General features: G+C 60.6%; 17 protein-coding genes. 7 read left to right on the top strand and 10 right to left on the bottom strand.

The window, feature by feature from the left end; all coding sequences use genetic code 11:
* Positions 1–108: 108 nt before the first annotated feature.
* From CAG25_RS22395 to CAG25_RS22415, 5 genes are all read left to right on the top strand, one after another.
* Positions 109–1149: a low specificity L-threonine aldolase gene (locus CAG25_RS22395; protein WP_039768015.1), complete on the top strand. Its 1041-nt coding sequence runs from the start codon at positions 109–111 to the stop codon at positions 1147–1149.
* A gap of 136 nt (positions 1150–1285) precedes the next feature.
* The gene (locus CAG25_RS22400) at positions 1286–2110 is read left to right on the top strand and encodes an NAD(P)-dependent oxidoreductase (RefSeq protein ID WP_085612979.1); all 825 of its coding nucleotides are present in this window, start codon (positions 1286–1288) and stop codon (positions 2108–2110) included.
* Positions 2111–2200: 90 nt separating this feature from the next.
* Positions 2201–2686, top strand: a complete 486-nt coding sequence (locus CAG25_RS22405; RefSeq protein WP_085612980.1) for an Hcp family type VI secretion system effector — start codon at positions 2201–2203, stop codon at positions 2684–2686.
* Positions 2683–4143 carry a hypothetical protein gene (locus tag CAG25_RS22410; RefSeq protein WP_085613002.1) on the top strand — a complete coding sequence of 487 codons (1461 nt, stop codon included), beginning with the start codon at positions 2683–2685 and terminating at the stop codon, positions 4141–4143. The genes CAG25_RS22405 and CAG25_RS22410 overlap by 4 nt, the downstream gene beginning before the upstream one ends.
* Positions 4140–4904: a hypothetical protein gene (locus tag CAG25_RS22415; protein WP_085612981.1), complete on the top strand. Its 765-nt coding sequence runs from the start codon at positions 4140–4142 to the stop codon at positions 4902–4904. The genes CAG25_RS22410 and CAG25_RS22415 overlap by 4 nt, the downstream gene beginning before the upstream one ends.
* 57 nt (positions 4905–4961) lie before the next feature.
* On the opposite strand, the gene gbcB is transcribed toward CAG25_RS22415, so the two are convergent.
* A complete protein-coding gene (gbcB, locus tag CAG25_RS22420) occupies positions 4962–6062 on the bottom strand; it encodes a glycine-betaine demethylase subunit GbcB (RefSeq protein ID WP_085612982.1) in 1101 nt (366 codons plus the stop codon).
* A 294-nt stretch (positions 6063–6356) separates the two neighbouring features.
* On the opposite strand from gbcB, the gene gbcA reads away from it, so the two are divergent.
* Complete coding sequence (gene gbcA / locus CAG25_RS22430; protein ID WP_039768012.1) at positions 6357–7649, top strand: glycine-betaine demethylase subunit GbcA; 1293 nt, start codon at positions 6357–6359, stop codon at positions 7647–7649.
* A 131-nt stretch (positions 7650–7780) separates the two neighbouring features.
* Here the strand turns inward: gbcA and CAG25_RS22435 are convergent, their stop codons facing one another.
* The 9 genes from CAG25_RS22435 to CAG25_RS22475 all read right to left on the bottom strand — a co-directional run bounded on the left by CAG25_RS22435 (position 7781) and on the right by CAG25_RS22475 (position 23294).
* A complete protein-coding gene (locus tag CAG25_RS22435) occupies positions 7781–9025 on the bottom strand; it encodes a metallophosphoesterase (RefSeq protein ID WP_085612983.1) in 1245 nt (414 codons plus the stop codon).
* Positions 9026–9050: 25 nt separating this feature from the next.
* Positions 9051–10919, bottom strand: coding sequence for a hypothetical protein (locus CAG25_RS22440; protein WP_085612984.1), 1869 nt, complete (start codon positions 10917–10919; stop codon positions 9051–9053).
* A gap of 162 nt (positions 10920–11081) precedes the next feature.
* The gene (locus CAG25_RS22445) at positions 11082–14534 is read right to left on the bottom strand and encodes a GMC family oxidoreductase N-terminal domain-containing protein (RefSeq protein ID WP_085612985.1); all 3453 of its coding nucleotides are present in this window, start codon (positions 14532–14534) and stop codon (positions 11082–11084) included.
* Between the two features lie 993 nt (positions 14535–15527).
* Positions 15528–16298, bottom strand: coding sequence for an electron transfer flavoprotein subunit beta (locus CAG25_RS22450; RefSeq protein WP_085612986.1), 771 nt, complete (start codon positions 16296–16298; stop codon positions 15528–15530).
* Positions 16299–16307: 9 nt separating this feature from the next.
* The gene (locus CAG25_RS22455) at positions 16308–17528 is read right to left on the bottom strand and encodes an electron transfer flavoprotein subunit alpha/FixB family protein (RefSeq protein ID WP_007959785.1); all 1221 of its coding nucleotides are present in this window, start codon (positions 17526–17528) and stop codon (positions 16308–16310) included.
* Complete coding sequence (gene dgcB, locus CAG25_RS22460) at positions 17528–19477, bottom strand: dimethylglycine demethylation protein DgcB (RefSeq protein WP_085612987.1); 1950 nt, start codon at positions 19475–19477, stop codon at positions 17528–17530. Before dgcB ends, CAG25_RS22455 begins: the two co-directional genes overlap by 1 nt.
* 155 nt (positions 19478–19632) lie before the next feature.
* A complete protein-coding gene (gene dgcA / locus CAG25_RS22465; RefSeq protein WP_011336289.1) occupies positions 19633–21693 on the bottom strand; it encodes a dimethylglycine demethylation protein DgcA in 2061 nt (686 codons plus the stop codon).
* A gap of 15 nt (positions 21694–21708) precedes the next feature.
* Positions 21709–22239 carry a DUF5943 domain-containing protein gene (locus CAG25_RS22470; RefSeq protein WP_011336290.1) on the bottom strand — a complete coding sequence of 177 codons (531 nt, stop codon included), beginning with the start codon at positions 22237–22239 and terminating at the stop codon, positions 21709–21711.
* Positions 22240–22316: 77 nt separating this feature from the next.
* Positions 22317–23294, bottom strand: coding sequence for a dipeptidase (locus CAG25_RS22475; protein WP_039768004.1), 978 nt, complete (start codon positions 23292–23294; stop codon positions 22317–22319).
* Positions 23295–23528: 234 nt separating this feature from the next.
* Between CAG25_RS22475 and CAG25_RS22480 the strand changes: the two genes are divergently transcribed.
* Positions 23529–23930: a lysozyme inhibitor LprI family protein gene (locus CAG25_RS22480; RefSeq protein WP_064599962.1), complete on the top strand. Its 402-nt coding sequence runs from the start codon at positions 23529–23531 to the stop codon at positions 23928–23930.
* Positions 23931–23942 lie beyond the last annotated feature (12 nt).

A 23942-nucleotide genomic window follows, 5' to 3' on the forward strand; every position in this document is an offset into this window, starting at 1 on the left:
AATGTTCTGACAGCGACATCCCGTGTGCTCCCCGGATGATCTTCGGTAAAGTGCGCACCATCATTGACCAACGGAGCGCCACAAGCGCGCCGACCACGGAAGCCGGCCATGACCGACAAGAGCCAACAATTCGCCAGCGACAACTATTCCGGTATCTGCCCTGAAGCCTGGGCTGCCATGGAACAGGCCAACCACGGCCACCAGCGCGCCTATGGCGACGATGAATGGACAGCCCGCGCCTCGGATGATTTCCGCAAGCTGTTCGAGACCGACTGCGAAGTGTTCTTCGCCTTCAACGGCACCGCCGCCAACTCCCTCGCGCTGTCATCGCTGTGCCAGAGTTACCACAGCGTGATCTGCTCGGAAACCGCCCACGTCGAAACCGACGAATGCGGCGCACCGGAATTCTTCTCGAACGGCTCGAAATTGCTGATCGCCGGTACTGAAAACGGCAAGATCACCCCGGCCTCGATCCGCGAAGTCGCCCTCAAGCGCCAGGACATCCACTACCCGAAACCGCGCGTCGTGACCCTGACCCAGGCCACCGAAGTCGGCAGCGTCTACACCCCGGAAGAAGTCCGCGCCATCAGCGACACCTGCAAGGAGCTGGGCCTGAACCTGCACATGGACGGCGCGCGTTTCTCCAACGCCTGCGCCTTCCTCGGCTGCTCGCCGGCAGACCTGACCTGGAAGGCCGGCGTCGACGTGCTGTGCTTCGGCGGCACGAAAAACGGCATGGCGGTGGGTGAGGCAATCCTGTTCTTCAACCACAAACTGGCCGAAGACTTCGACTACCGCTGCAAACAGGCCGGGCAACTGGCCTCGAAAATGCGCTTCCTGTCGGCGCCGTGGGTCGGCATCCTGGAAAACGACGCCTGGCTCAAATACGCCCGCCACGCCAACCACTGCGCGCAACTGCTGGCCGAACTGGTCAGCGACATCCCGGGCGTGGAACTGATGTTCCCGGTCCAGGCCAACGGCGTGTTCCTGCAACTCTCGGAACCGGCGATTGCCGCCCTGACCGCCAGGAACTGGCGCTTCTACACCTTCATCGGCAAGGGCGGCGCCCGCTTCATGTGCTCGTGGGACACCGAAGAAGAACGCGTACGCGAACTGGCGCGCGACATCCGCGAAGTCATGTCGGCCTGATTTATCCCTTCCTCCCCCTTCTCCTGATCGTTCCCACGCTCTGCGTGGGAACGATCAGGCTCCCTCCCGTTTCAGCTCCATCGTCTACATTGTCTGTCGAGCCATCGCTCACATAACAATAAGCAGGAGCTTGCGCATGTCGCTAAAAGGCAAAACCTTGTTCATCACCGGCGCCAGCCGTGGCATCGGGCGTGAGATTGCGCTGCGGGCAGCAAAGGACGGGGCCAATATCGTGATCGCGGCCAAGAGCGCCGAGCCGCACGCCAAGTTGCCCGGCACCATCCATAGCGTCGCCGCGGAAGTCGAAGCGGCCGGCGGCAAGGCACTGGCGCTGCAACTGGATGTGCGTGATGAAGACGCAGTGCGACAAGCGCTGGCCCAGGCCAACGAACACTTCGGCGGAATCGACGCACTGGTGAATAACGCCGGGGCGATCAAACTGACCGGTGTGCAGCACATCGAGCTGAAGCGTTTCGACCTGATGCATCAGATCAACACCCGCGCGGTGTTGCTGTGCAGCCAGGCCGCCCTGCCCTATCTGAAGAAGTCCTCCGGGCACATTCTCAACCTGTCACCGCCGCTGAATCTGGCCAGCAAATGGTTCGCGCAATACAGCCCTTACACCGTGACCAAGTACGGCATGAGCATGCTGACGGTGGGCATGAGCGAGGAATTCGCCAACTACGGGATCAGTGTGAATTCGCTGTGGCCGCAGACCATGATCGCCACGGCGGCCATCGAATTTCAGCTGGGCAATCGCGAGTCGTTCAAGCATGCGCGCACGCCAGCGATCATGGCGGATGCGGCGCATGTGATTTTGAGCAGCAGCGGGCGGCGGATTACCGGGCGGTTGTTGATTGATGAGGATATTTTGCGGGAGAGCGGCGTGACCGAGTTCGATCATTACCGCTTTGAGCCGGGGAGTGATGCGAAGTTGATGACAGACCTGTTTATCGACTGAGCATTTTCAGAAACGACCTACGCCAGGGCCTACATAAACCAAACAGGCCTCGCCATAGACTGCCGACTCCATTTTCGAGGAGCGCAGACTATGGCGAACCCTGCCTACATGACCATCACCGGCAAGACCCAAGGCCTTATTTCAGCCGGATGTTCGACGCCGGAATCGGTCGGCAACAAATACCAGACGGCCCATACCGATGAAATCATGGTGTTCGCCCTGAGCCATGAAATGCGCCGCGACGCCAATCTGGGAAAACCCGTCCACCGGCCGGTCATCATCACCAAAGCGGTCGACAAATCTTCCCCATTGCTGGCTCAGGCGCATTCGAACAGCGAAAAACTGGACTGCACGATCAGCCTCTACCGCACTTCGCCCCAAGGGCAGCAGGAAAAATTCTATTCGATCACCCTCGACGGGGCGGTTCTCGCTGAACTGTCGCAGGATGTGCCGCACGTGATTCTGCAAAATGATGCCCAGCCTCAAGAACAACTGGCCATTCGTTACCGCGGCATCAGTTGGGTACACCACATTGCAGGCACCACTGGCTATACCTCGTGGGGCGAAGCGGGTTGAGTTCACGGCAGCATGATCTGTGCGATGTGCAGGACGCCGCCGGCAACCTGCTTGGACAGGCACTGACCATCGGAAACCGTCATCTGGCATTTGGCATTGCACGTGTGCAATTCCATCAACAAGTCGCGTACTTCGCCAAGCAAATTACCGAGGAGGTAGCGGACGGACGCCTCACGCCGCAGCAAGGGATCAATGCGCTTGCGCAGGAACAACGAAACCTGTTGATCCAGTCCCGAGCCCTGCAGCAGAACAGACACGGCACGCTCACCGGCGCGGCCAGGACACCACGCTTGTCGATGCTTCCACATGCCGCAGCAAACCCCGATCCGCAACGTTTACTACGGGCCGTTCGCCAGCAGAATCTGAGAGTGAAGCGCCTGAACTCAGCCCCGCTCTCATCTGTGCATCCAGTCAACGACTTGCGATTTTTCCCCCGCGAACACTGGCCCCAGGAATTGCCGGCACCGGAGGAGCCTGGGTTCTACATCGTGCCCAAAAGCCTGCCCGCCGAGAAACTGCAGGCGCAACTGTTTCCGTCGCCCAATCCGAATGTCATCGCCAAATTCAAAAGCCTCAATCAGCTGGACGACGTGGTGAAAGCCGGAACGCTGATTGTCCTGAGCGACCCGAACAATCAGCAATGCACCTATGAAGAATCATTGCTGATGGAAACCGCGCACATCGTCAGCATGGCGCTGGAGCCGCTGACGCTGGAAGAAGCTGATTTCATGGCGCAACACCACGGCGTTATTCAGAGTGCACTTTCAGTTGAATCGAAAGTGATAGGCGTCACCACGGCCATGGCGGCCAATTATCTGGATGGAATAAAAAACGCGCTTCAAGAAATCGAAAACTTGCATACCAAAACCCTCAACGCGAATGGCAGCCTGAACTCAAAAGCGTTTAAAAAACAACGTACACAGCTGCTTAACAAGCTGGATAGCCGACTCACCGACTTCACCAAAATAACTATTGGCCTGCCTGATCACCCGAACCTCAAAGCAGCCCTCGGCATTGATCATCCGCACCTGGTGCATCGATGGAGAAAGGCTGGCGGCATCGGCCAGAACCCGGGATATGCCACTCATATTCAAGCCGTCACCAAGGCATCGCGATATGTCAAATATGGAGGTTGGATTGGCACCGCTGTGGGAGGTAGCGCATCGGCAGTGAAGGTTCAGGATGTTTGCTCAAATGGCAGCATTGAAGCGTGTGAAAAGGTGAAGTTCACGGAGACCGGTAGCTTTTTGGGTGGAGTGGGTGGCGGAATGGTTGCCGGCGCGCTCGTGAGCTTAACGGCCTCAACGATCTGCGTAGGAGTTGGTCTCCCGACTGGCGGGCTCGGTACTGCCCTTTGTGCTGCTCTATTGGTAGGAGTCGGAAATTACGCGGGCGGGACTTTGGGCGAAAAAGGCGGCGAGCAGGTCGCGGAGAAAGTATACGAGGCTGCTAAATGATTCTTTGCATTACAGAGAAAATATTGTTGTTGATCGGCATTGTAGATTTCATCGGTATATTTACGCTGATAGGCGTGATGTTGTATGTCGCCAAAACAAAAACCGAAACCATATTAAGCCACCTAACAAACAGTTCAATTTCGAGCAAAATAACAATGCTTTGGCACGGAGGACCTTGGGGCAGAATTTACATGATGGGAGAAGTGTTCGCCATCATGAGAAGTCCTGCGATTTATATTCATACCGGAAAGCTTTGCGCGAAAGACTTTGAAAACTTCCCACGAAAACTTAGAAAAAAATTAATTACCTTATACAGACTCGTATTCATTTTTTACGCAATCATGATATGCCTGGGGTTAGTCGCATACATAGAAGATATGCAAGACATCGCAATAAACCCAATAGTAATTATGACAATAGTGAGCTTCACAGGTCTGTTATTAGTAAATGGAATTTTGCTTTATGTCGCCAAAAGAAGACTAGAAATAATCCTTACCAGCCTTAAACACAGCTCGATCACCTCGTCTCTGTTCATGCTATGGCAAGCGGGCTTGGGGGGGCGAATTTATATGTTGGGAGAGATTTCTGGCATCCTAAAAAACCCTTCACGGTATATTTCCCAAGGCAAAGTAAGCGCAAGAGACGTTAAGAATTTCCCACCGAAACTCAAACGCGACTTGCTTAAACTGAATAAATGCCAGCAAATATTTGGCTTTACGTTCGTGGGCTTTGCCTTGCTCGCCATGTCCGGACTGATTTGAAATCGCATTTTCCAGGCGATTTCCTCAAAGAGGAGATCGCCCTAAGTGCAAACCTACTCAAAACTCGATACGAACATCCCCCTTCGGCACACTGCAGCAAGAAAGAATGTACCCCTCCGCCTCGTCGTCCTCGGTGATCCCGCCGTTGTGATCCATCTCCACCTCGCCGCCCAGCTTGAGTACCTTGCACGTCCCGCAGATCCCCATGCCGCAGGCTTTCGGGATCATCAGGCCGACCTTCGCAGCCGCCGCATGCACGGTCTCGCCCGGCGCAACGCGGATGCTCTTGTCTGAAGAAGTGAATTCCACCAGGTGCAGATCCGCCGCCGGGACTTCCGGTGCTTCCGCTGCCTGCTCGGCCTGCTCCACCGCATCCGCGCGGGCTTCCGGCGGCGTGGCGCCGAAGGATTCCTCGTGATAGCGCTTCATGTCATAGCCGGCGTTTTCCAGCAGGCGCTTGACCGCGGTCATGTACGGCGTCGGGCCGCAGCAGAAGACTTCGCGCTCGAGGAAGTCCGGCACCATCAGTTCCAGCATCTTGTGGTTGAGGTAGCCGCGATAGCCGGCCCACGGCTCGCCCAGCCCATGCTTTTCGCAGATCAGGTGCAGGCTGAAGTTGTCGATCCGCGACGCCATGTGTTCCAGCTCGCGGTGGTAAATGATGTCTTTCGGTGAGCGGGCGCTGTGGATAAACGTCATGTCGACGTTGCCGTTGGTGTCGTAGAACCAGCGCGCCATCGACATCACTGGGGTGATACCGACGCCACCGCTCAGGTACAGCACTTTCGGGCTCGGGAAATCGATGGCGTTGAACAGTCCGACCGGCCCGTGCACCGCCAGCTCCTGGCCCTCATGCAGCGTGTCGTGCAGCCAGTTGGAGACCTTGCCCCCCGGCACGCGTTTGATGGTCACCGAAAAGCTGTACGGCACCGATGGCGAGCTGGAGATGGTGTACGAACGCATGATCGGCTGGCCTTCGATCTCCAGCTCCAGGGTCACGAACTGCCCGGGCTTGAAGAAGAACAGGATCGGCTGGTCGGCCATGAAGCAGAAGGTGCGCACATCCCAGGTTTCCTGGATGACTTTGACGCAACGGACGATGTGTCGGCCATTGGCCCAGGTCTGGGTAGTGACCGGATTCAGGAAGCTGTTCGACATGCTGTTCTCCACGGCCGACTGTCGGCCTTCATGTGGCGATTCTGCGTATAGCGCGAACGCCCCGTTTACCTATCCGCGACATTCACATACTTATCGCGACCAGCCCCCAACCACCGGGGGTTGCGCGTCGGGAACAGATTGCACCATGTCGCCCATGGATAAGGTTCACGCCTGCGCCGGCCCCACACTCGCCCCCAACACAAACAGATTCTTTACACCTTGCGTAGCACCCCTTAGCCGCACACCCGATCAGCCACTTTCGCGGCCACGCAGATGGCCTTGAGGATTACATCGATGGACACCGCAAAAATCAGCCTGGGCGACCCGCTGGAACCCGCACGCAAGGCCACCGCACAAATGCTGCAGGAACGTGAGCGCACCTATTCGCTGCCGCAGCCGTTCTACAGTGACGAGCGCCTGTTCGATATCGACATGCAGGAGATCTTCCAGAAGGAGTGGTTGATCGCCGGCATGACCTGCGAAATCCCGGCCAAGGGCAACTACATCACCCTGCAGATTGGCAAGAACCCGATCATCGTCATTCGTGGCGCCGAGGGCGTGGTGCATGCGTTCCACAACGTCTGCCGCCACCGTGGCTCGCGCCTGTGCACCAGCGACAAGGGCAAGGTCGCCAAACTGGTCTGCCATTACCACCAGTGGACGTATGAGCTGGACGGCCGCCTGCTGTTCGCCGGCACCGAGATGGGCGCCGACTTCGACATGAAGCAGTACGGCCTCAAACCGGTGAACGTGAAGACTGCCGGCGGCTACATCTTCATCAGCCTGGCGGAGAACCCGCCGGCCATCGATGACTTCCTGTCGACGCTGAACCACTACATGGAACCGTACGACATGGAAAACACCAAGGTGGCGGTGCAAACCACCTTGATGGAAAAGGCCAACTGGAAACTGGTGCTGGAAAACAACCGCGAGTGCTACCACTGCAACGGCTCCCACCCTGAATTGCTGAAAACCCTGCTGGAATGGGACGACGTCACCGACCCGCGCGCCGATCAGGCGTTCAAGGATCACGTCGCCGCCTCCGCCGCTGCCTGGGAAGCCGAGAAAATCCCTTACGCCCACGCCAGTTTCGGCCTGCGCAACCGCATCGTGCGCATGCCGCTGCTCAAGGGCACCGTATCGATGACCATGGACGGCAAACAGGGCTGCGCCAAGCTGATGGGCCGGATCAAGAACCCCGATCTGGGCTCGATGCGCATCCTGCACCTGCCGCACTCGTGGAACCACTGCATGGGCGACCACATCATCGTGTTCACCGTGTGGCCGATCAGCGCCCAGGAAACCATGGTCACCACCAAGTGGCTGGTGCACAAGGATGCCGTCGAAGGCGTGGACTACGACGTCGAACGCATGCGCCAGGTGTGGGATGCGACCAACGATCAGGACCGTCGTCTGGCCGAAGAGAACCAGCGCGGGATCAACTCCACGGCGTACCAGCCGGGCCCGTACTCCAAGACCTATGAGTTCGGCGTGGTCAACTTCGTGGACTGGTACAGCGAGCGGATGCTGAGCAACCTCGGCGCCGAGCCTGCGCCGTACCTCAAAGGCGTGCCGGTACAGGGCTAAAAAGCATCGCTGGCAAGCCAGCTCCCACAGTTTTCATGGTGCTCACAACATTTGTGTACACCGAAGAACCCTGTGGGAGCGGCGGTGCGACGATTCGACTTGCTCGCGATAGCGTCCTTACAGACACCGCCTCACTTCGATGACCACCTCACACTGCCATCCTCACCAATAAACTCCTCGAAAATCTCCTCCCCCACCAACCTGATCTTCGCGTACCCATTCAACACCCGCAGCGGATAGTCCGGATCGTTGGCATCCTGCGTCTCCGAAAACAGCACCCGCGAATGCCCGTTCAGCTCGCTGGTGGTGCCGTAGGGAATCGCTCCATGCCCGGCACAGCGCGCGTGCAGCCCACCCTGCGGCGCATAGACGATGCCATTGTGCAGATGCCCCCAGTACCAATAATCCGGCTCGCGCCCCAGTGCATCGCACACCGGTTGATACAGCGCGGTCTTGTTGTGCCCGGTGATGTCCAAGCCCTGATGGTGGCTGAGCACCATGAGTTTCTTGCGTTTGGGCAGGCTTTTCATCCACTCGATCTGCGGTTTGTTGAGTGTGCCGTCCATGTACAGGTTCATGACATCCGAGGCGTACGCCGTGTCCAGACCGACAATCAGCCAGTCGTCATTGATCAGGGCAAAGTAGCTGGTGCCCTGCTGCCCCGGAAAACGCGCGGCCAGTTCCTTGAAATAACCATGGGCGCCGCTGTACATCTCGTGATTGGAGTTGAGGGTGAACGAACCGTGGGTGCCCATCGGCCAGCCGGCCATGTCGGTGTCTTCCTGGGAGTGGGTGCCGGCGTAATAGACATCCCCCAGGTGAATGGTGAAATCGGCATTGGCCAGTTGCATCTGGTTGGCTACCGACACCGCCGGCGCATGGCTGTTGAACGGCCCGGTGCCCCAGTCGCCGGCAATCGCCAGCGTCACCTCGCGCTCCATGGTCACCAGCGCCGGATCGGTGCCGAAGGTCGCGTGATGGCGCAGGTTCTCGATCCACTTCAGCAGCGCCTCGCTCCACAGCAGATCCAGCAGCTCCCATTTGCGGCAGCCCAGCAGCGTGCCGTCCTTGAGCACCTTGGTCTGCAGTTGATCGGGCGATTGCGGCAACGGCGTCGCATTGCCGATGCGCAGGATCGACAGGCCGTGGGACAACTCCCAAGGCACCGCCGGTTCGTCGTCCGGCAGCTCGCCGTGCTTGAGCACGTATTGCGCCTGATCGTGACCGCGCTGGAGCAACTTGATGATGGCTTGAAACTCCTGCGGCTCCAGCTCGCTGATGAGCTTCATCCAGGCCATTTCGATGCGCGTGAACAACCCGTGCAGGCGCAGCTTGACCTTGTCGTATTCGTGTTTCAGATGACCGACCGCTGACATGGCGTAATCCTCTATCCGTAGGGGTTCACAGGGTTTTCATGAATTCGATCAGCGCACGCTTGTCGTCGTCCGACAGCGTCGTGCCGTACAGGTGACCGCTGTTGTGGTTGCCCTCCAGGCGCGTGTCGTAGGTGAAATCCGCCGAGGCCTTGGCCTGGGCGCCACTGGTCACGAAGCCGACGTTGACCGGGTCGTAGACATCGGAGCCGGTGATGAACACCTGCGGACGTTTTTCCGGCGGTTGCAGCAAGTCCCACAGGGTCGGCACCGAACCGTTGTGCAGGTACGGCGCGCGCAGCCAGATGCCGTCGGTGGGCGTGTTGCTGTAGCTCTGGGTCTTGCGATAGGCGCCGAAATCGAACGGCGGTTTCTTGAAGGTGTGGAACGCGGCCACCAGCCCGGTGGTGAACGAGTTCAGCCGGTGCGGATCGGTGCCGAGCTGGTCGATATTGGTGGTCACCTGCCCGGTGTCGACGCGACCGAAATCGTGACAACCCGCGCAGTTAGCCTCCCACACCGGTTTGCCCTGAGCGACCCTGGCCTGATCCAATGCCCACGGCCACGCCGGCGCCTTGTGCCCGAGCAGCCAGTTGGTCACCCGGTTGAAACTCGGCGGCAGCACCGATTCCGGCGTCGCGCCCACGGCCATCGCGGCGGCGTAGTTGCGCTCGTGGATCTTGTTGTTATTGCCGTCCCAGTGCAGGTACATCGATTCCCGGGGTTTCTGGTTCCACACTTGCGGCAGGTCGACGGTGCCGATGGTCGAGTCATCCGGGAAACCGAACACCACCATTTTCGTCGGGTTGAAGGTGTCGGTTCTCCCCGGTCCCTGTTGCGGGCGCAGCTTCTGCCAGGCGTAGGCCTGCTTCTGTTTGAGCAACGCGCTCTTGGCCATCGGGATGATCAGGTAGCGGTTGTAGAGCTTCTCGAAAAAGCCGAGCTGGAACTTGCTGTTGATCGCCGCCATCACCGCGTCGGTGGTGAATTTCGGATCGCTGGCGCAATCGTAGGCGAACCACTGGAAGGCTTGCAGTTGCAGGGTGTTGGCCGGTGCGCTCGGCACATTCACCGCGACGTCGCTGGCATTCGCCCGGTAGGAACCGGTGTGGCACAGCGCGCAGTTCGGCTCGACGGTCGGGTAGCCGATCTGTCGCTTGGCCATACCGATCGGCAGGTCCTTGCCGTTCTCGAACAGGAAACCGAAGACTTCCCAGCCACCGGGTTTCGGCAGCTTTTCCGGGCACATCTGCGGCAGCACCGAGAACAGGTAATACGGAATCCGCGCTTCGATGCCCAGGCCAATCGCGGCGTATTTGTAGTGATCTTCGTCGGAGGCGTAGTCCTGCTCCGGCACCACGCGCAGCATCTGATACCAGGTCTGGTAACCGATGAACGCCAGCAGCGCCACCACGACCAGCGTGCCGACCTTGAACCCGTGGCTCTGCCAGCGCCGCGCCCACGCCGCCCGCCATTCGCGCCAGCCGTCACAGAGCAGCGCAAGCGGCCGGTTTTCAGGGGGGGGGCCGAGGTACAGCAGAATGCCGAGGATCAGGAAAAAGCTCAGATCGCCCATCAGCATCGGCACGAACACCGAGCCCTGGCTGCTGGTGTTGATCAGGTAGATCCAGAACACCACGGCGATCAGCCGCGTCAGCACGCACAGCCAGGAGTGCACCACATAGCGCGGCGCGTTGAAGCCCGACGGCATGTAGAACACGCTGATACCCACCAGCAGCATCCCGGCGTTTTCCAGCCACGGGTCGGAGAGTTGCGGCGGCAGGCCGACCACCGATGTCAGCAACCCCGGCGCGAACAGCGCCGGGATCGCGAACACCATGTTCATCGCAATGCCGAGCCAGATGAAGCGTTGAAACCAGCGGATGTAGCTGTCCATGTCATCCATTTCCTTGTGCAGACCCGAGAGATGTATTGCCTGACCTACCGCCTTCGCGAGCAGCCCGCTCCCACATTGGGCTGGGGTGTCTGCTGATTTTGTGTCTGGCACAAAACCCTGTGGGAGCGGGCTTGCCCGCGAAGCGGTCGACTCGGTCTGAGATCAACCGAGGGCCGTTTTCTCCAGGTGTTCAAGGATGATCGGATACACATCGACCACCGCGTTCTTGCCGAACATGCAGTCGATGTGGCCGTAACCCGGCACCACATGCCGGCTGTAGCGTTCCGGCCCGTGCTTCTCGCAAACCCGCTGATAGGTCTTGAGCGTGCTTTCCGGCAGATAACACTGGTTGTCGGCACCGCTGATAAAGCAGATCGGCATGGTCAGCCGATCAAAGTGCGGCATGTACACGTCGTGCCCTTTGAAATCCACCAGATGCCCTTTGCGCACGATCAGCGCCAGGTGCTCGAAGGTCTCGATGTTCGACTCGCCGAACAGCTCGTGCAGGTTGTCGTGCAGCGTCTCGTTGAGGGTGTCGTGGCGATACAGCGAGGCGTACATGAAGGTGATGCGGTGGCACACCGGATTGGTGCAATAGCCTTGAGCTTCGATCCGCGCGTAGCCGTTGAGCGCCTTGTCGTAGAGCCGGTTGAACCAGTTCTCCTTGCTGTCGGCGTAGGCGGTCATGGATTTGATGCCGATCGCGTCGAGCACTCCCGGCAAGTGCAGACCGGCCTTCAACCCCGTTGCGGTTGCGACCACCGTGTCGGCGGCAATCTGCGAGCAGACCACCGAACGCACGCCCTGCAAGCCGGCGAGCAATGACATGAAGAACGTGGTCGCGCCATAGCAATGCACCACGCACTGCACGTCCTTGGCTTTGGTTTCCTGCTGGATCTGCGCGATGGCGGCCTTGAAGTCGTACTGGGCGATCTGGTCGCCGTTCCATTCTTTCTTGCTCGCCGGCAGCAGGATGCTCACCCGGAAATCCAGCAGCCACACGTCGTAGTCGTGCTTGCAGAGAAACTCCAAAAGGTTGGTCTGGATCGTATCGGTGGAAAAGATATTCGAGCCCACACCCAGGCCATGCACCAACATCACCGGGCCTTTGCTGCCGGCCTGATAACGGGTCAGGCGCAACTGCACGCCATCTTCGGTGGAGAAGAAATGCACGGCCGGCGTCGGCGCATCCAGTGGTCGTTTCAGCCGTGGCGGCGCGTCGGGGTTGAAGTATTTGTCACCGGCGAACACCCCGCCGTAACTCTCCCAGAGAATCCCGGCGAAGAACTTGCCGAACCGCGCCAGCCCTTCGATGCGCTCACGCTCGTTGCGCGCATTGAGGACTTTCATGGTGGTCATCTGCTTGGCGAAATCGGTCGGTTTGATGTGCATCACCCCGGAGCCGATCACCTCGCCGGTCTTGTCCGGCCCGCGATACAGCGTGACGTAGAGGGTGCTGGTGTCGTGCCAGATATTCAGCACGCCGTTGTCTTCCGGCACGGTCTTGAAGGCACTGAAGAAGTAGTCGTTGCCGTCCTCGGCGGACAGTTTCATGTCGTACTTCATGTGGCGCGTATCGACCTGCTGCTCGAACTGCTCGAACAGGTTGAACACACCGTTGCTGGCGGTCAGCGGTTCTGGCGACAGCGCCGGAGCGATCACCGTGCCGACGATGGTCGCGGCGTGTTCCGGCTCCTTGATCATCCGGTTGAGGTCGTTGGCGGTGATGGTCAGGGTGAAGTCGATCGGCGAGTTGTCCGCCTCGCCGCGTTTGGCAGCCGCCTCGTAAACCTTCAGGTCGGTGCTTTGCGCGGCGGTGAAGGCGCGGGAGAAGTAGCCTTTCATGGTTTCAGTGAACTGCACGCCAAGGGTCGGCGGCGCGGTCTGTTTGCGCGGCGCCGACGGCAGCGTGTAGTCGATCGTCCAGCCTCGGTCTGCCGCCAGCAGGCCCATGTTGCGCTCGCTCACGGCGGAGATGGTCAGCAGCGGATTGACCGCCAGTGACGTCGGGATCACCGCGCCGTCGGTCACGTACAGGTTGGCGTAGACATCGGTGCCACTGGCACCGCTGAACACCTGGCCCTTGTGGTTGACCACGCCTTGCGCGGCGTCTTCACCCATCACGCAACCGCCCAGCGGATGCACCGAGACGATGCTGTGCTTGAGCAGCTTGGTCCAGATCGGATTCTCGACCCAGATCCCGCCCAGGGCCTTGGTGCTCTGGTACAGGCGTTGGTTGCCGATCTTGAAGTTTTCCTGCTCGCCGACGCCCGGCCAGTCGATGCGCAGTTGATCCTTGCTGTCGAGAACCATGCGTCCCTGGCCGCTGTCGTGGCTCATGATCAGGTAGGTCTGCATGTTGTGCAGCGCGCCGTGGTACGGGCCGCGCAGGAAGCTTTCGGCTTCGCGCTCCTTGTACTTCACCTTGCCACTGAAGCTGTCGTCGGTGGGCTTGCCGATCATCTCGGCGAACCCGGCCATCGCCGGCACCATCGGCCGGCCTAGAGCGCCGGGGATCGAGCCTTCCTCGATGACCATGCGACTGCTGCGGTCACCCTCGGTGCGCATGTCGATGATCGAGGTGATGCATGGGCCGACCGGTTGCAGTTCCTTGGCCGAATGCGCGCCGAAACCGATGCCGTTGATGGTCTGCTCGCAGTTGTGGCCGAAGCCGAGGATGTCGCCGTTGCCGCTCATGTTCTCGCCGAGCTGGCCGGACATCACCAGACCTTTGTCCCGTGAGCGCAGCAGAATTTCGGTAGAGCCGAGGGTGCCGGCGGAGACCACGACGATGTCGGCTTTCACAAACAGCGTCGGCGCGTCGAATTTCTCGCGACCGCTGTCCAGATACTGGAAGTGCACGATCCAGCCATTGCCGTCGCGCTCCAGATGCCGCACCTGGGCCTGGCAGAAAATCTCTGCGCCGTGGTTAGTGGCGTCCGGCAGGTAGTTCATCAGCGTGGTGTTCTTGGCCTTGTTGTTACAGCCCGAAACGCAGTCGCCACAGTGGTTGCACGGCAGTTGCTCGACGCCGACGTGGTTGAGGTTGTTCGGCAGTTTGTCGAAGGTCACGTTGATCGGCGGCTTGTAGAAGTGCGCGCCTTGCTTGAGGAAATCTGCGGATTTTTTGTTCGCATCGAGCTTCGGCAGGTTCGGCGCGGTGCTCGGGTAGGGATTGGGTTTGAGCATCTCCCGGGCTTTTTCGTAACCCGCCTTGAGCAAGCCGTCGTGGTCCTCGCGCACAGCCAATGGCCAACGCGGATCCTGGAATACCTCATCGGTCGGCTCGAGGGAAACGTTGGCATTGATCAGCGACGTGCCACCGAGGCCACAACCGACCACCACGTTCTGCTGCGCGTTGACGTGCAGATCGAACAGCCCGGTGCGCGAGCCGATGTGGCCGTCCGGGTCGTGCACCTGCAATTCTTCGGTCGCGGCGATCATGGTGTTGGGGTATTCGCCGGGCTGGATCTCCCGACCGCGTTCCAGCAGACAGACCCTTTTACCGGCCCGGGACAGGCGCGACGCGGCAATGCCGCCGCCGTACCCGGAGCCGATGACGATCACGTCGTAGTGTTCCTTGATTTCGCTGATGGGCGTTGCGATCCGTGTCATGAGGTGGTTCCTCTCTCAGGCAGATGGGGCAACTCTGCGGTTGCCTGCAATCGATGGGCGAACGGGCACCTGGCCTTCGGGTAATCCCGACGGCAGTACAGCGGTTTGGGCAGGAATCAGGCGCTACAGACGGGCGTGCTGATTGGCGGCACGACGCAACGTGCGCTTGCGCGGCGAAGGTGCCGGCAGAGCACGAAGCATGCAGGGATTGAGGGGTAAGCGGTGGGGCCGGGTATCCATCACGCGTTCTCCCTGAACCAGATGTGGATAAGTGACAGCTGTCCTTGTGCCATTGCAGTGAAGACAGGCACCGGATCGAAGTCAAGGAAGCCTCTTAGAACTGTATGAAATCTGATCAATCGCCTTTTGGACTAAGCCCGCCGGGGGTTGCAGGGTTTGGCGAACAAGTTATCCACATAGCCACCCACAGCTATTGGGGACAACTGTGGATGACCTGGAAAAATAATCGAGTTTTGTGAAGAAAAACCGTGACTTATCCAGAAGCAGGGTTTCCATAAGCGATTGAGTGTTTTTTGATCAAGTCGCTACATGGCACGGATTACGTGGCTTGCAGAGGACGGCGAACACCTTATCCACAGAAGCGCCAACAGAGTTCGGGGGTAACTTGGCGGGTGCTGTGGAAAAGCGCTGGAGGCGTTGATAAATCGGGGTTTGCGTTGGGTTTGGTGGATTAAAAGGGTGGATTGATCGTTTTTTGATCAGGTCGTTGTAAGCCACGGTTTATAGGGCTCTCAGCGGATAGCGAACATCTTATCCACAGAAGCGCCAACAGAGATTGGGGGCAAGTCCGGGAGTTGTTCTGGAGAAAAACTCAGAAAAAACCGCTAGTTAGACTGGTTGTTTTTTGATCTGGGGGCTGGAGAGCTTGATTGGCGTGGGGTGCAGGGAGGGGCGAACACGTTATCCACAGATCCGCCAACAGGGATTGTGGGTAAAGCGCCCTCTCCCAAAGGGAGAGGGTCAGCAAAGGTCTCAGCGGACAACACCTTCTTCGATCAGCAGTTTGAGAATGGCTTCAGCACCGGCCTGCGCCGTCACGCCTTTCAGGACTTGCCCACCACCGCCACTGGCCTTGGCCGTCGCCGCCTTCATCCGGTCCGCCCCGCTCTTGGCCTTGATCACCTTCAACCGTTTCGGCCGGGGCTTGGCCGGTTGCAGGGTCGCCACCGCGAGCAGTTCGTCATCCACCACTTCCACGTCCTCAGCCTGTAGAACCCCACGCCGCGCCGGACCGTAAGCACTCTGCCGAGGCTTGGGTGCAGCGTTATCCACAGTCGCCAGAAACGGCAGGCGAACCTTCAACCGGCGCCGCTGCCCGCGAGGCAACGCTTGCAGCACCAGCGCTGAACCGTCGTTGATCGACTCGACCTGCGCCAGACCCACCACCAATGGCCAACCCAGCCCTTCGGCCAGCAGAAACGGCAGCATCCCCGAACCTTCTCCGGTTTCCGCCTGACTGCCGGTCAGTACGACTTGCGCGCCAGCATCACGCAGATACTCGGTCAATGCCGGCAACGCATCGGCGCCGGCCGGTTGTTCCAGCACGTGCAACTGTTCCAGTCCCATGCCCAGATAGGCGCGCAGCGCCGGTTCCGCGATGTCGCCGGCGTGCAGCACTTGCAGGTTATCCCCCGCCAGTTGCAGGCCGAGCTCCACCGCACGGGCGTCCTGATCGGCGCGGCGCGGGCGGCCGGAAGTCGGGTGGGCGCCGATTGAAACCAGACTGATGATCTTTGTGCTCATAACCGTTCCTTAAGCCGCATCGCGCTTGGCTTCGTTGCGGTAAGCCTCTACCGCCGCGATCAAGGCCTGAAGAATTTCCGCGCTCTCGCCGATCACCGACAGGTCGGCACGCTTGATCATGTCGCAACCCGGATCGAGGTTGATCGCCACCACTTTGTCGCAGGCACCGATGCCCTGCAGGTGCTGGATCGCCCCGGAAATCCCCACGGCCACGTAAACCCGCGCCGTAACCCAGGTGCCGGACGCGCCGACCTGACGGTCGCGGGCCATGAAGCCGTCGTCCACTGCCACCCGCGAGGCGCCTTCGGTGGCGCCGAGAGCGGCGGCGGTCCTGTGGAAAAGCTCCCAGTCCTTGACCCCGTTGCCGCCGGAGAAGATGAACTCGGCCTCGGCCATCGGAATAGCTGCCGGATCCACCGCCACCGCGCCCAGATCCTCGATCCGCGACAAGCTGCGCGCGACGGGTGTGGATAACTCCACCGGCAGCGCTTCGTGACGGGTTTCGCTGACCGGTTCGGCACATTCGGCGGACGCCAGAATCAACCGCGCCACCGGGCGGGCCAGATCCTGCAGACCGGCACCGGCGCGGCCGATGCACTCCTGATCCTTGACCTGCCACACCCGTGTCGCCGGGCGTTCACCCAGTGCAGCGGCAAAGCGCCGCCCGAGTTCGCCGCCACCGCTGCGGCTGTCCGGCAGCAGCCAGTGACGCGGGTTGAACTGGTTATCCACAGCCCGCAGGCCCTGGATCCGTTGCTCCGGTGCATAACCGCTGAATTCTTCGCCTTCCAGCACCAGCAAGCGGTCAACGCCTGCGGTGGCGAAAGCGTTCTCCTTGTGCTCGCCGAACACCACGGCCAGCACCGCGCCGTCGCTGCCGGCCAGCTGATGAGCCAGACCGAGCAGGTCACGGTCGTGGCTGCTCAAGCGGCCGCCGACCATGTCCGGCACCACGCTGATATAGAACGCCGGGGCCGGCACCTGATGCAGCGGCAATTGCACTTCGACCGCGGCCGAGCGTTTGACCGCCCCGCCCTGTTGAGCGCCGCTGCGGTCGATGCGCTTGATGCCGTTCGGTCCGATAAAGCCGATGCCATGCAGGTTCTTGCGGATGATCCCGTTGGGGCCCATCCAGCTGTGTTGCGCCGGTTGCATGGCCGCGTGCAGCGGGTGCAGGCGGTTGCGTGCGATCCATTCGGCGCGGGGGTCGCGGCGGATAATGTCGCTCATCAGTGGGCCTCCGCGGGTTCACGTTTGGCCGGGGTGGCAGGCTTGTTCGGCGCGGCGTCTTCGAGCAGCGCGTCGGCCACCAGTTCGGCGATGTCCTTGATCAGCGGACGCGGTTCGACCACGCCTTCGAGCATCGCCGTACACTGTGGACAACCCACGGCCACCAGCTCGGCGCCGGTCTCGCGAATGTCTTCCATGCGCATGTCGGGGATCCGCTGCTTGCCCGGAATGTCAGTGATCGGCGCCCCGCCACCGCCGCCGCAGCAGCGTGAACGGAAGCCGGAACGTTGCATTTCCTTGATCTCGATGCCGAGGGCGCGCAGCACTTCGCGCGGCGCTTCGTACTCGCCGTTGTAGCGGCCGAGGTAGCACGGATCGTGATAGGTCACGCTGTTGCCTTTGTGCTGACCGAGGTTCAGCGCGCCGGCCTGAATGATTTCCGCCAGATAAGTGCTGTGGTGCTGCACGAGGTAGTTGCCATCGAACGCGCTGTACTCGTTTTTCAACACGTGGAAGCTGTGCGGATCGCAGGTGACGATGCGGTTGAAGCTGTATTTGGCCAGGGTCTGGATATTGCGTTTGGCGAGCAACTGGAAAGTCGCTTCATCACCCAGACGTCGAGCCACGTCGCCGCTGTCGCGTTCCTCCAGACCGAGCACCGCGAAGTCGACCTTGGCCGCTTTCAGCACTTTGACGAACGCCCGCAGAGTGCGCTGGTTGCGCATGTCGAAGGCACCGTCGCCAACCCAGAACAGCACGTCGGTGGACTTCTTCTCGCTGAGCAGGTTGAGGTTCAGGTCGGCCGCCCAGTTCATCCGCCCGCCCGGGGCAAAACCGCCAGGGTTGTCGGTGGCAATCAGGTTTTCCAGGACTTCGGCGCCCTTGTTCGGGGTCGCGCCTTTTTCCAGGGTCAGGTGGCGGCGCATGTCGACGATGGCATCGACGTGCTCGATCATCATCGGGCATTCCTCGACGCAGGCGCGGCAGGTGGTGCACGACCACAGGGTTTCGGCATCGACCAGACCGTTGACGATCGGTTGATGCGGATTGCCGCTGTGTTCGCCCACCGGTTTGCCCGGATAAGGGCTGCCGGCGAACTTGGCATCGGTGCCGCCGGCGAGGCCGACGACCATGTCCTGAATCAGCTTTTTCGGGTTCAACGGCTGGCCGGCGGCGAATGCCGGGCACGCCGCTTCGCACTTGCCGCACTGCACGCAGGCGTCGAAACCGAGCAACTGGTTCCAGGTAAAATCCTTGGGTTTTTCCACGCCCAGCGGCGCGGTCGGATCATTCAGGTCCAGCGGTTTCAAACCGGTGGAACGGCCGCCACCAAAACGTTCGGCGCGGCGGTGCCAGGCCAGGTGCAACGCACCGGCGAAGGCGTGTTTCATCGGGCCGCCCCAGGTCATGCCGAAGAACAGCTCGGACACGCCCCACAGCACACCGATCCCGAGAATTGCTGCGAGCACCCAGCCGCCGAAGTTCTCCGGCAGGATCCCGGCCACGGGCAAGGTCACCAGGAAAAACGACGCCGAGAACGCCAGCAGGCTTTTCGGCAGGCGCATCCACGGGCCTTTCGACAGCCGCGCCGGCGGGTTGAGCCGGCGCCGATAAACGAAGACTGCCCCGACGAACATCACCGCCGTCATCAGCAGCAACGCGTAGCCGAGAATGCGGTTATGCAGGCCGAAACCGTGCACCAGAATCGCCAGCACGATCGACGCCACCGCACCGCCCGCCGTGGCGACGTGGGTGTTGGCGATGTATTTGTCCCGCGCCACCACGTGGTGCAGATCGACCATGTAACGCTTGGGCATGGCGAACAGGCCGCCGATCAGATCGACCTTCGAGGCCCGGCCCCGGCGCCACATGGCCACCCGCCGCAACGCCCCCAGCACCGCGAGGGCCAGGGCTGCGAACAACAGGATTGGAAGAAGGGTGTTCAACATGGTGAAGCTCCCACCAGTACAGCCTGGAGAAACACGTTCGGCGTGTTCCTGTGGGAGCGAGCTTGCTCGCGAAAGCGCCGGGTCAGTCGATGCAGCGGTGACTGACAGAATGCATTCGCGGGCAAGCCCGCTCCCACAGGGTCTTGTGCAAGCTTTTAGAAATCCTTGCAGAGGCGCAGGGCGTCGTAGATCGCAGCATGGGTATTACGCTGCGCCACGCAGTCACCGATGCGGAACAGCAAGTAACCGTCGCCGGTGCTGCTCAACGAAGGTTGCGGCTGGATCGCGAACAGCGCCTCGACGTCGATCTGGCCCTTGTTGCGCGAGCCGTCCTTGAGGGCGTAGTAGATTTCCTCGTCCGGGCGCACGCCGTTCTCGACGACCACCTGATCCACCACCCGCTCCTCTTTGGCGCCGGTGTATTCGTTCTCCAGCACGGCGACGAGTTTGTCACCTTCGCGGTAGACCTTTTCCAGCATCATGTCGCCGGTCATGATCACTTCTTTCGGGTACATGCTGCGGTAGTAGGTCGGGAACGACGTACCACCGATGGCCACGCCCGGCTTGATGTCGTCGGTGACGATCTCGACCTGGCTGCCCTTGTCGGCGAGAAAGTCGGCCACCGACATCCCGGTGAACTCGCAAATGGTGTCGTAGACCAGCACGTTCTTGCCCGGCGCCACTTTGCCGTCGAGCACGTCCCAGCTGCTGACCACCAGCCCTTCGGCGGCGCCCCAGTGTTCGTTCTGTTCCAGGTACGGATGACCGCCGACAGCCAGCACCACGATGTCCGGACGCAGGTCCATGATGGTGTCGGCGTCCGCCGCAGTGCCCAGACGCAGGTCGACTTTCAGCCGCGCCAGCTCCAGTTGGAACCAGCGAGTGATGCCGGCAATCTGGTCACGCTGCGGCGCTTTCGAGGCGGTGGTGATCTGGCCGCCGATGAATTCTTTCTTCTCGAACAGGGTCACGTCGTGGCCACGCTCGGCCGCCACACGGGCAGCTTCCATCCCCGCCGGACCGGCACCGACGATCACCACCTTGCGTTTCGGCCCGGTGGATTTCTCGATGATGTGCGGCACGCCCATGTATTCACGGGAGGTCGCGGCGTTCTGGATGCACAGCACGTCCAGACCTTGATACTGACGGTCGATGCAGTAGTTGGCGCCGACGCACTGCTTGATCTGGTCGATCTGGCCCATCTTGATCTTGGCGATCAGGTGCGGGTCGGCGATGTGGGCGCGGGTCATGCCGACCATGTCGACGTAACCGCCCTCCAGAATCCGCGTGGCCTGGTTCGGGTCCTTGATGTTCTGCGCGTGGAGCACCGGAACCTTGACCACTTCCTTGATCCCGGCCGCCAGGTGCAGGAACGGCTCCGGCGGATAACTCATGTTCGGAATCACGTTGGCCAGGGTGTTGTGGGTGTCGCAACCCGAGCCGACGACGCCGATGAAATCGAGCATGCCGGTGTCGTCGTAATACTTGGCGATCTGCTTCATGTCTTCGTGGGACAGACCGTCCGGGTGGAACTCGTCACCGCAGATTCGCATGCCGACGCAGAAATCGTCACCGACCTCGGCGCGTACGGCTTTCAGGACTTCCAGACCGAATTTCATCCGGCCTTCGAAAGTGCCGCCCCATTCGTCGGTCCGCTTGTTGACGCGCGGGCTCCAGAACTGGTCGATCATGTGCTGGTGCACGGCCGACAGTTCGACGCCGTCCAGACCGCCGGCCTTGGCGCGGCGCGCGGCTTGCGCGTAGTTGCCGATCACCCGCCAGATCTCTTCCGGCTCGATGGTCTTGCAGGTGGCGCGGTGCACCGGTTCGCGGATGCCCGACGGCGACATCAGGGTCGGCCAGTGGAAACCGTCCCAACGGGAGCGACGGCCCATGTGGGTAATCTGGATCATGATCTTGGCGCCATGCTTGTGCATGGCGTCGGCGAGATTCTGGAAGTGCGGGATGATCCGGTCGGTGGACAGGTTCACCGAACTCCACCATTGCTGCGGGCTGTCGATCGCCACCACGGACGAACCGCCACAGATCGCCAGGCCGATGCCGCCCTTGGCTTTCTCTTCGTAATACTTGACGTACCGCTCGGTGGTCATGCCGCCGTCGGTCGCGTAGACCTCGGCGTGCGCGGTGCTGAGCACGCGGTTGCGGATGGTCAGTTTGCCAATTTGAATTGGCTGGAACATTGCTTCGAAAGCCATGGCGGGTTCCTCGACTTACAACGGCTTGACGGTGAACAGGCCGTCGTCGTGGCCTTCTTCGGAGCCACCGTAAACCTGCTCGGCCACGGTGCGGATCTGGCTGCCGCGCGCGGCGAGGATCTGGTCCATGGCACCGGCAAACCAGCCAGTGAACATGTAGTCGACCTTGCGCCCGACCTTGCCGTAGACGTAGACGAATGCGGAGTGTTCGAGCTTGACGCTGGCGGTGCCTTTGTCGAGGTCGATGTCCTGGATCTTGAACAGGCCCCAGCCGCGCTGCGACAGGCGCTTCATGTAGTGTTCGAACACCGCGACGCCTTCCAGGCCGTGGCACTCGGCTTCTTTTTCACACCAATGCCAGGCGGACTTGTAGCCAGCCTTGTAGAGGATTTCGGCATAGGCGTCAGCGCCCAGCACTTCCTCGATGCCCATGTGGTTGTTGACGAAGAAATGGCGCGGCACGTACAGCATCGGCAGGGCGTCGGAGGTCCAGACACCGGTCTCGCTGTCGACTTCGATTGGCAATTGCGGGGCGATCTTGGCCATGGAAACTTAACTCCAGAAAAATTTTGGTGTTGCCCCCGGCGCGGACGGCCGGGGGAAAGTATTCGGGAAGCGGCGGCTTATTCGCCCCAGACGTCTTTGAGGACGTTCACCCAGTTTTCGCCCATGATCTTGCGTACCACGCGCTCGGAGTGGCCGCGCTTGAGCAGGGTTTCGGTCAGGTTCGGGAACTCGCCGACGGTGCGGATGCCCAGCGGGTTGATGATCTTGCCGAAGTTGGTCAGACGGCGGGCGTAGCCCTTGTCGTGGGTCAGGTATTCGAAGAAGTCCTGGCCGTGACCCTGGGTGAAGTCGGTGCCGATGCCGATGGCGTCTTCGCCGACCAGGTTCATGGTGTATTCGATGGCTTCGGCGTAGTCGTCGATGGTCGAATCGATGCCCTTGGCCAGGAACGGCGCGAACATGGTCACGCCGACGAAACCGCCGTGGTCAGCAATAAACTTAAGCTCTTCATCGGATTTGTTGCGCGGGTGCTCTTTCAGCCCCGACGGCAGGCAGTGGGAATAGCAGACCGGTTTTTTCGATTCGAGGATGACTTCCTCGGAGGTCTTGGAGCCGACGTGGGACAGGTCGCACATGACACCGACACGGTTCATCTCGGCGACGATTTCGCGACCGAAACCCGACAGGCCGCCGTCACGTTCGTAGCAACCGGTGCCCACCAGATTCTGGGTGTTGTAGCACATCTGCACGATGCCGACGCCGAGCTGCTTGAACACCTCGACATAGCCGATCTGGTCTTCGAACGCGTGGGCGTTCTGGAAGCCGAAGAGGATGCCGGTCTTGCCCTGCTCCTTGGCCTTGCGGATGTCGGCGGTGGTGCGGACGGGGATCACCAGGTCGCTGTTTTCGCGAATCAGTTTCTGGCTGGCAGCGATGTTGTTGACCGTGGCCTGAAAGCCCTCCCACACCGACACAGTGCAGTTGGCCGCCGTCAGACCGCCCTTGCGCATGTCTTCGAACAGCTCGCGGTTCCATTTGGCAATGATCAGACCGTCGATAACGATGCTGTCGGCGTGTAATTCGGCTGGGCTCATCAGGCGTCCCCTTATTGGCGATTCATGCGCCGAATCGTCTGCCGGCGCTTTGGGGCCAGCATATGCCTCGGTGCGCGACCAGCCGGGTGCAAAAACGACAGGGGAATTGCCGAAAGCGTCAATCCGCGACAAAGGGTCGCCAACCGGTCCGACCGGCCACCTGTTCAAGCCCGCGAGCTTGAGCCAGAATCTGCCGCATCCCGGAAACACCACTGGATTAGAGCGGCGACATCAATGAAATCGATCTTCCTGGCCCTGGCCCTGATTGCGACCGGCGTACACGCCGCCGAAGAGTCCGACAACAACCCGTGCGACGCGGTGGAAAACGACATCCAGACCCTGGAATGCTCGGCCTACAGTCGCACCACCGCCGAAGACCTGCTCAAGGACAACTACGCCAGCCTCAACGAACGCATGCAGACCGCCTACGGCAAGAACCCGGCGCAACTGGCGGACATCACCGCCAAACTCAAGACCGCCCAGCAACAATGGCTGAAAACCCGCGACGCCGACTGCGCCGTCGAAGCCTTCCCGGCGACGGACGGCAGCAAGGCGTTCAAGATTGCGCAGAATGATTGCGTGGCGCGGATGAGTGACGAGCGGTCGGAGTTTTTGGAGTCGATTGGGCAGGAGTGAGTCGAAGATGGA

Source organism: Pseudomonas sp. B16(2017) (assembly GCF_002113205.1).
In the GTDB taxonomy this organism is placed as follows: domain Bacteria; phylum Pseudomonadota; class Gammaproteobacteria; order Pseudomonadales; family Pseudomonadaceae; genus Aquipseudomonas; species Aquipseudomonas pharyngis.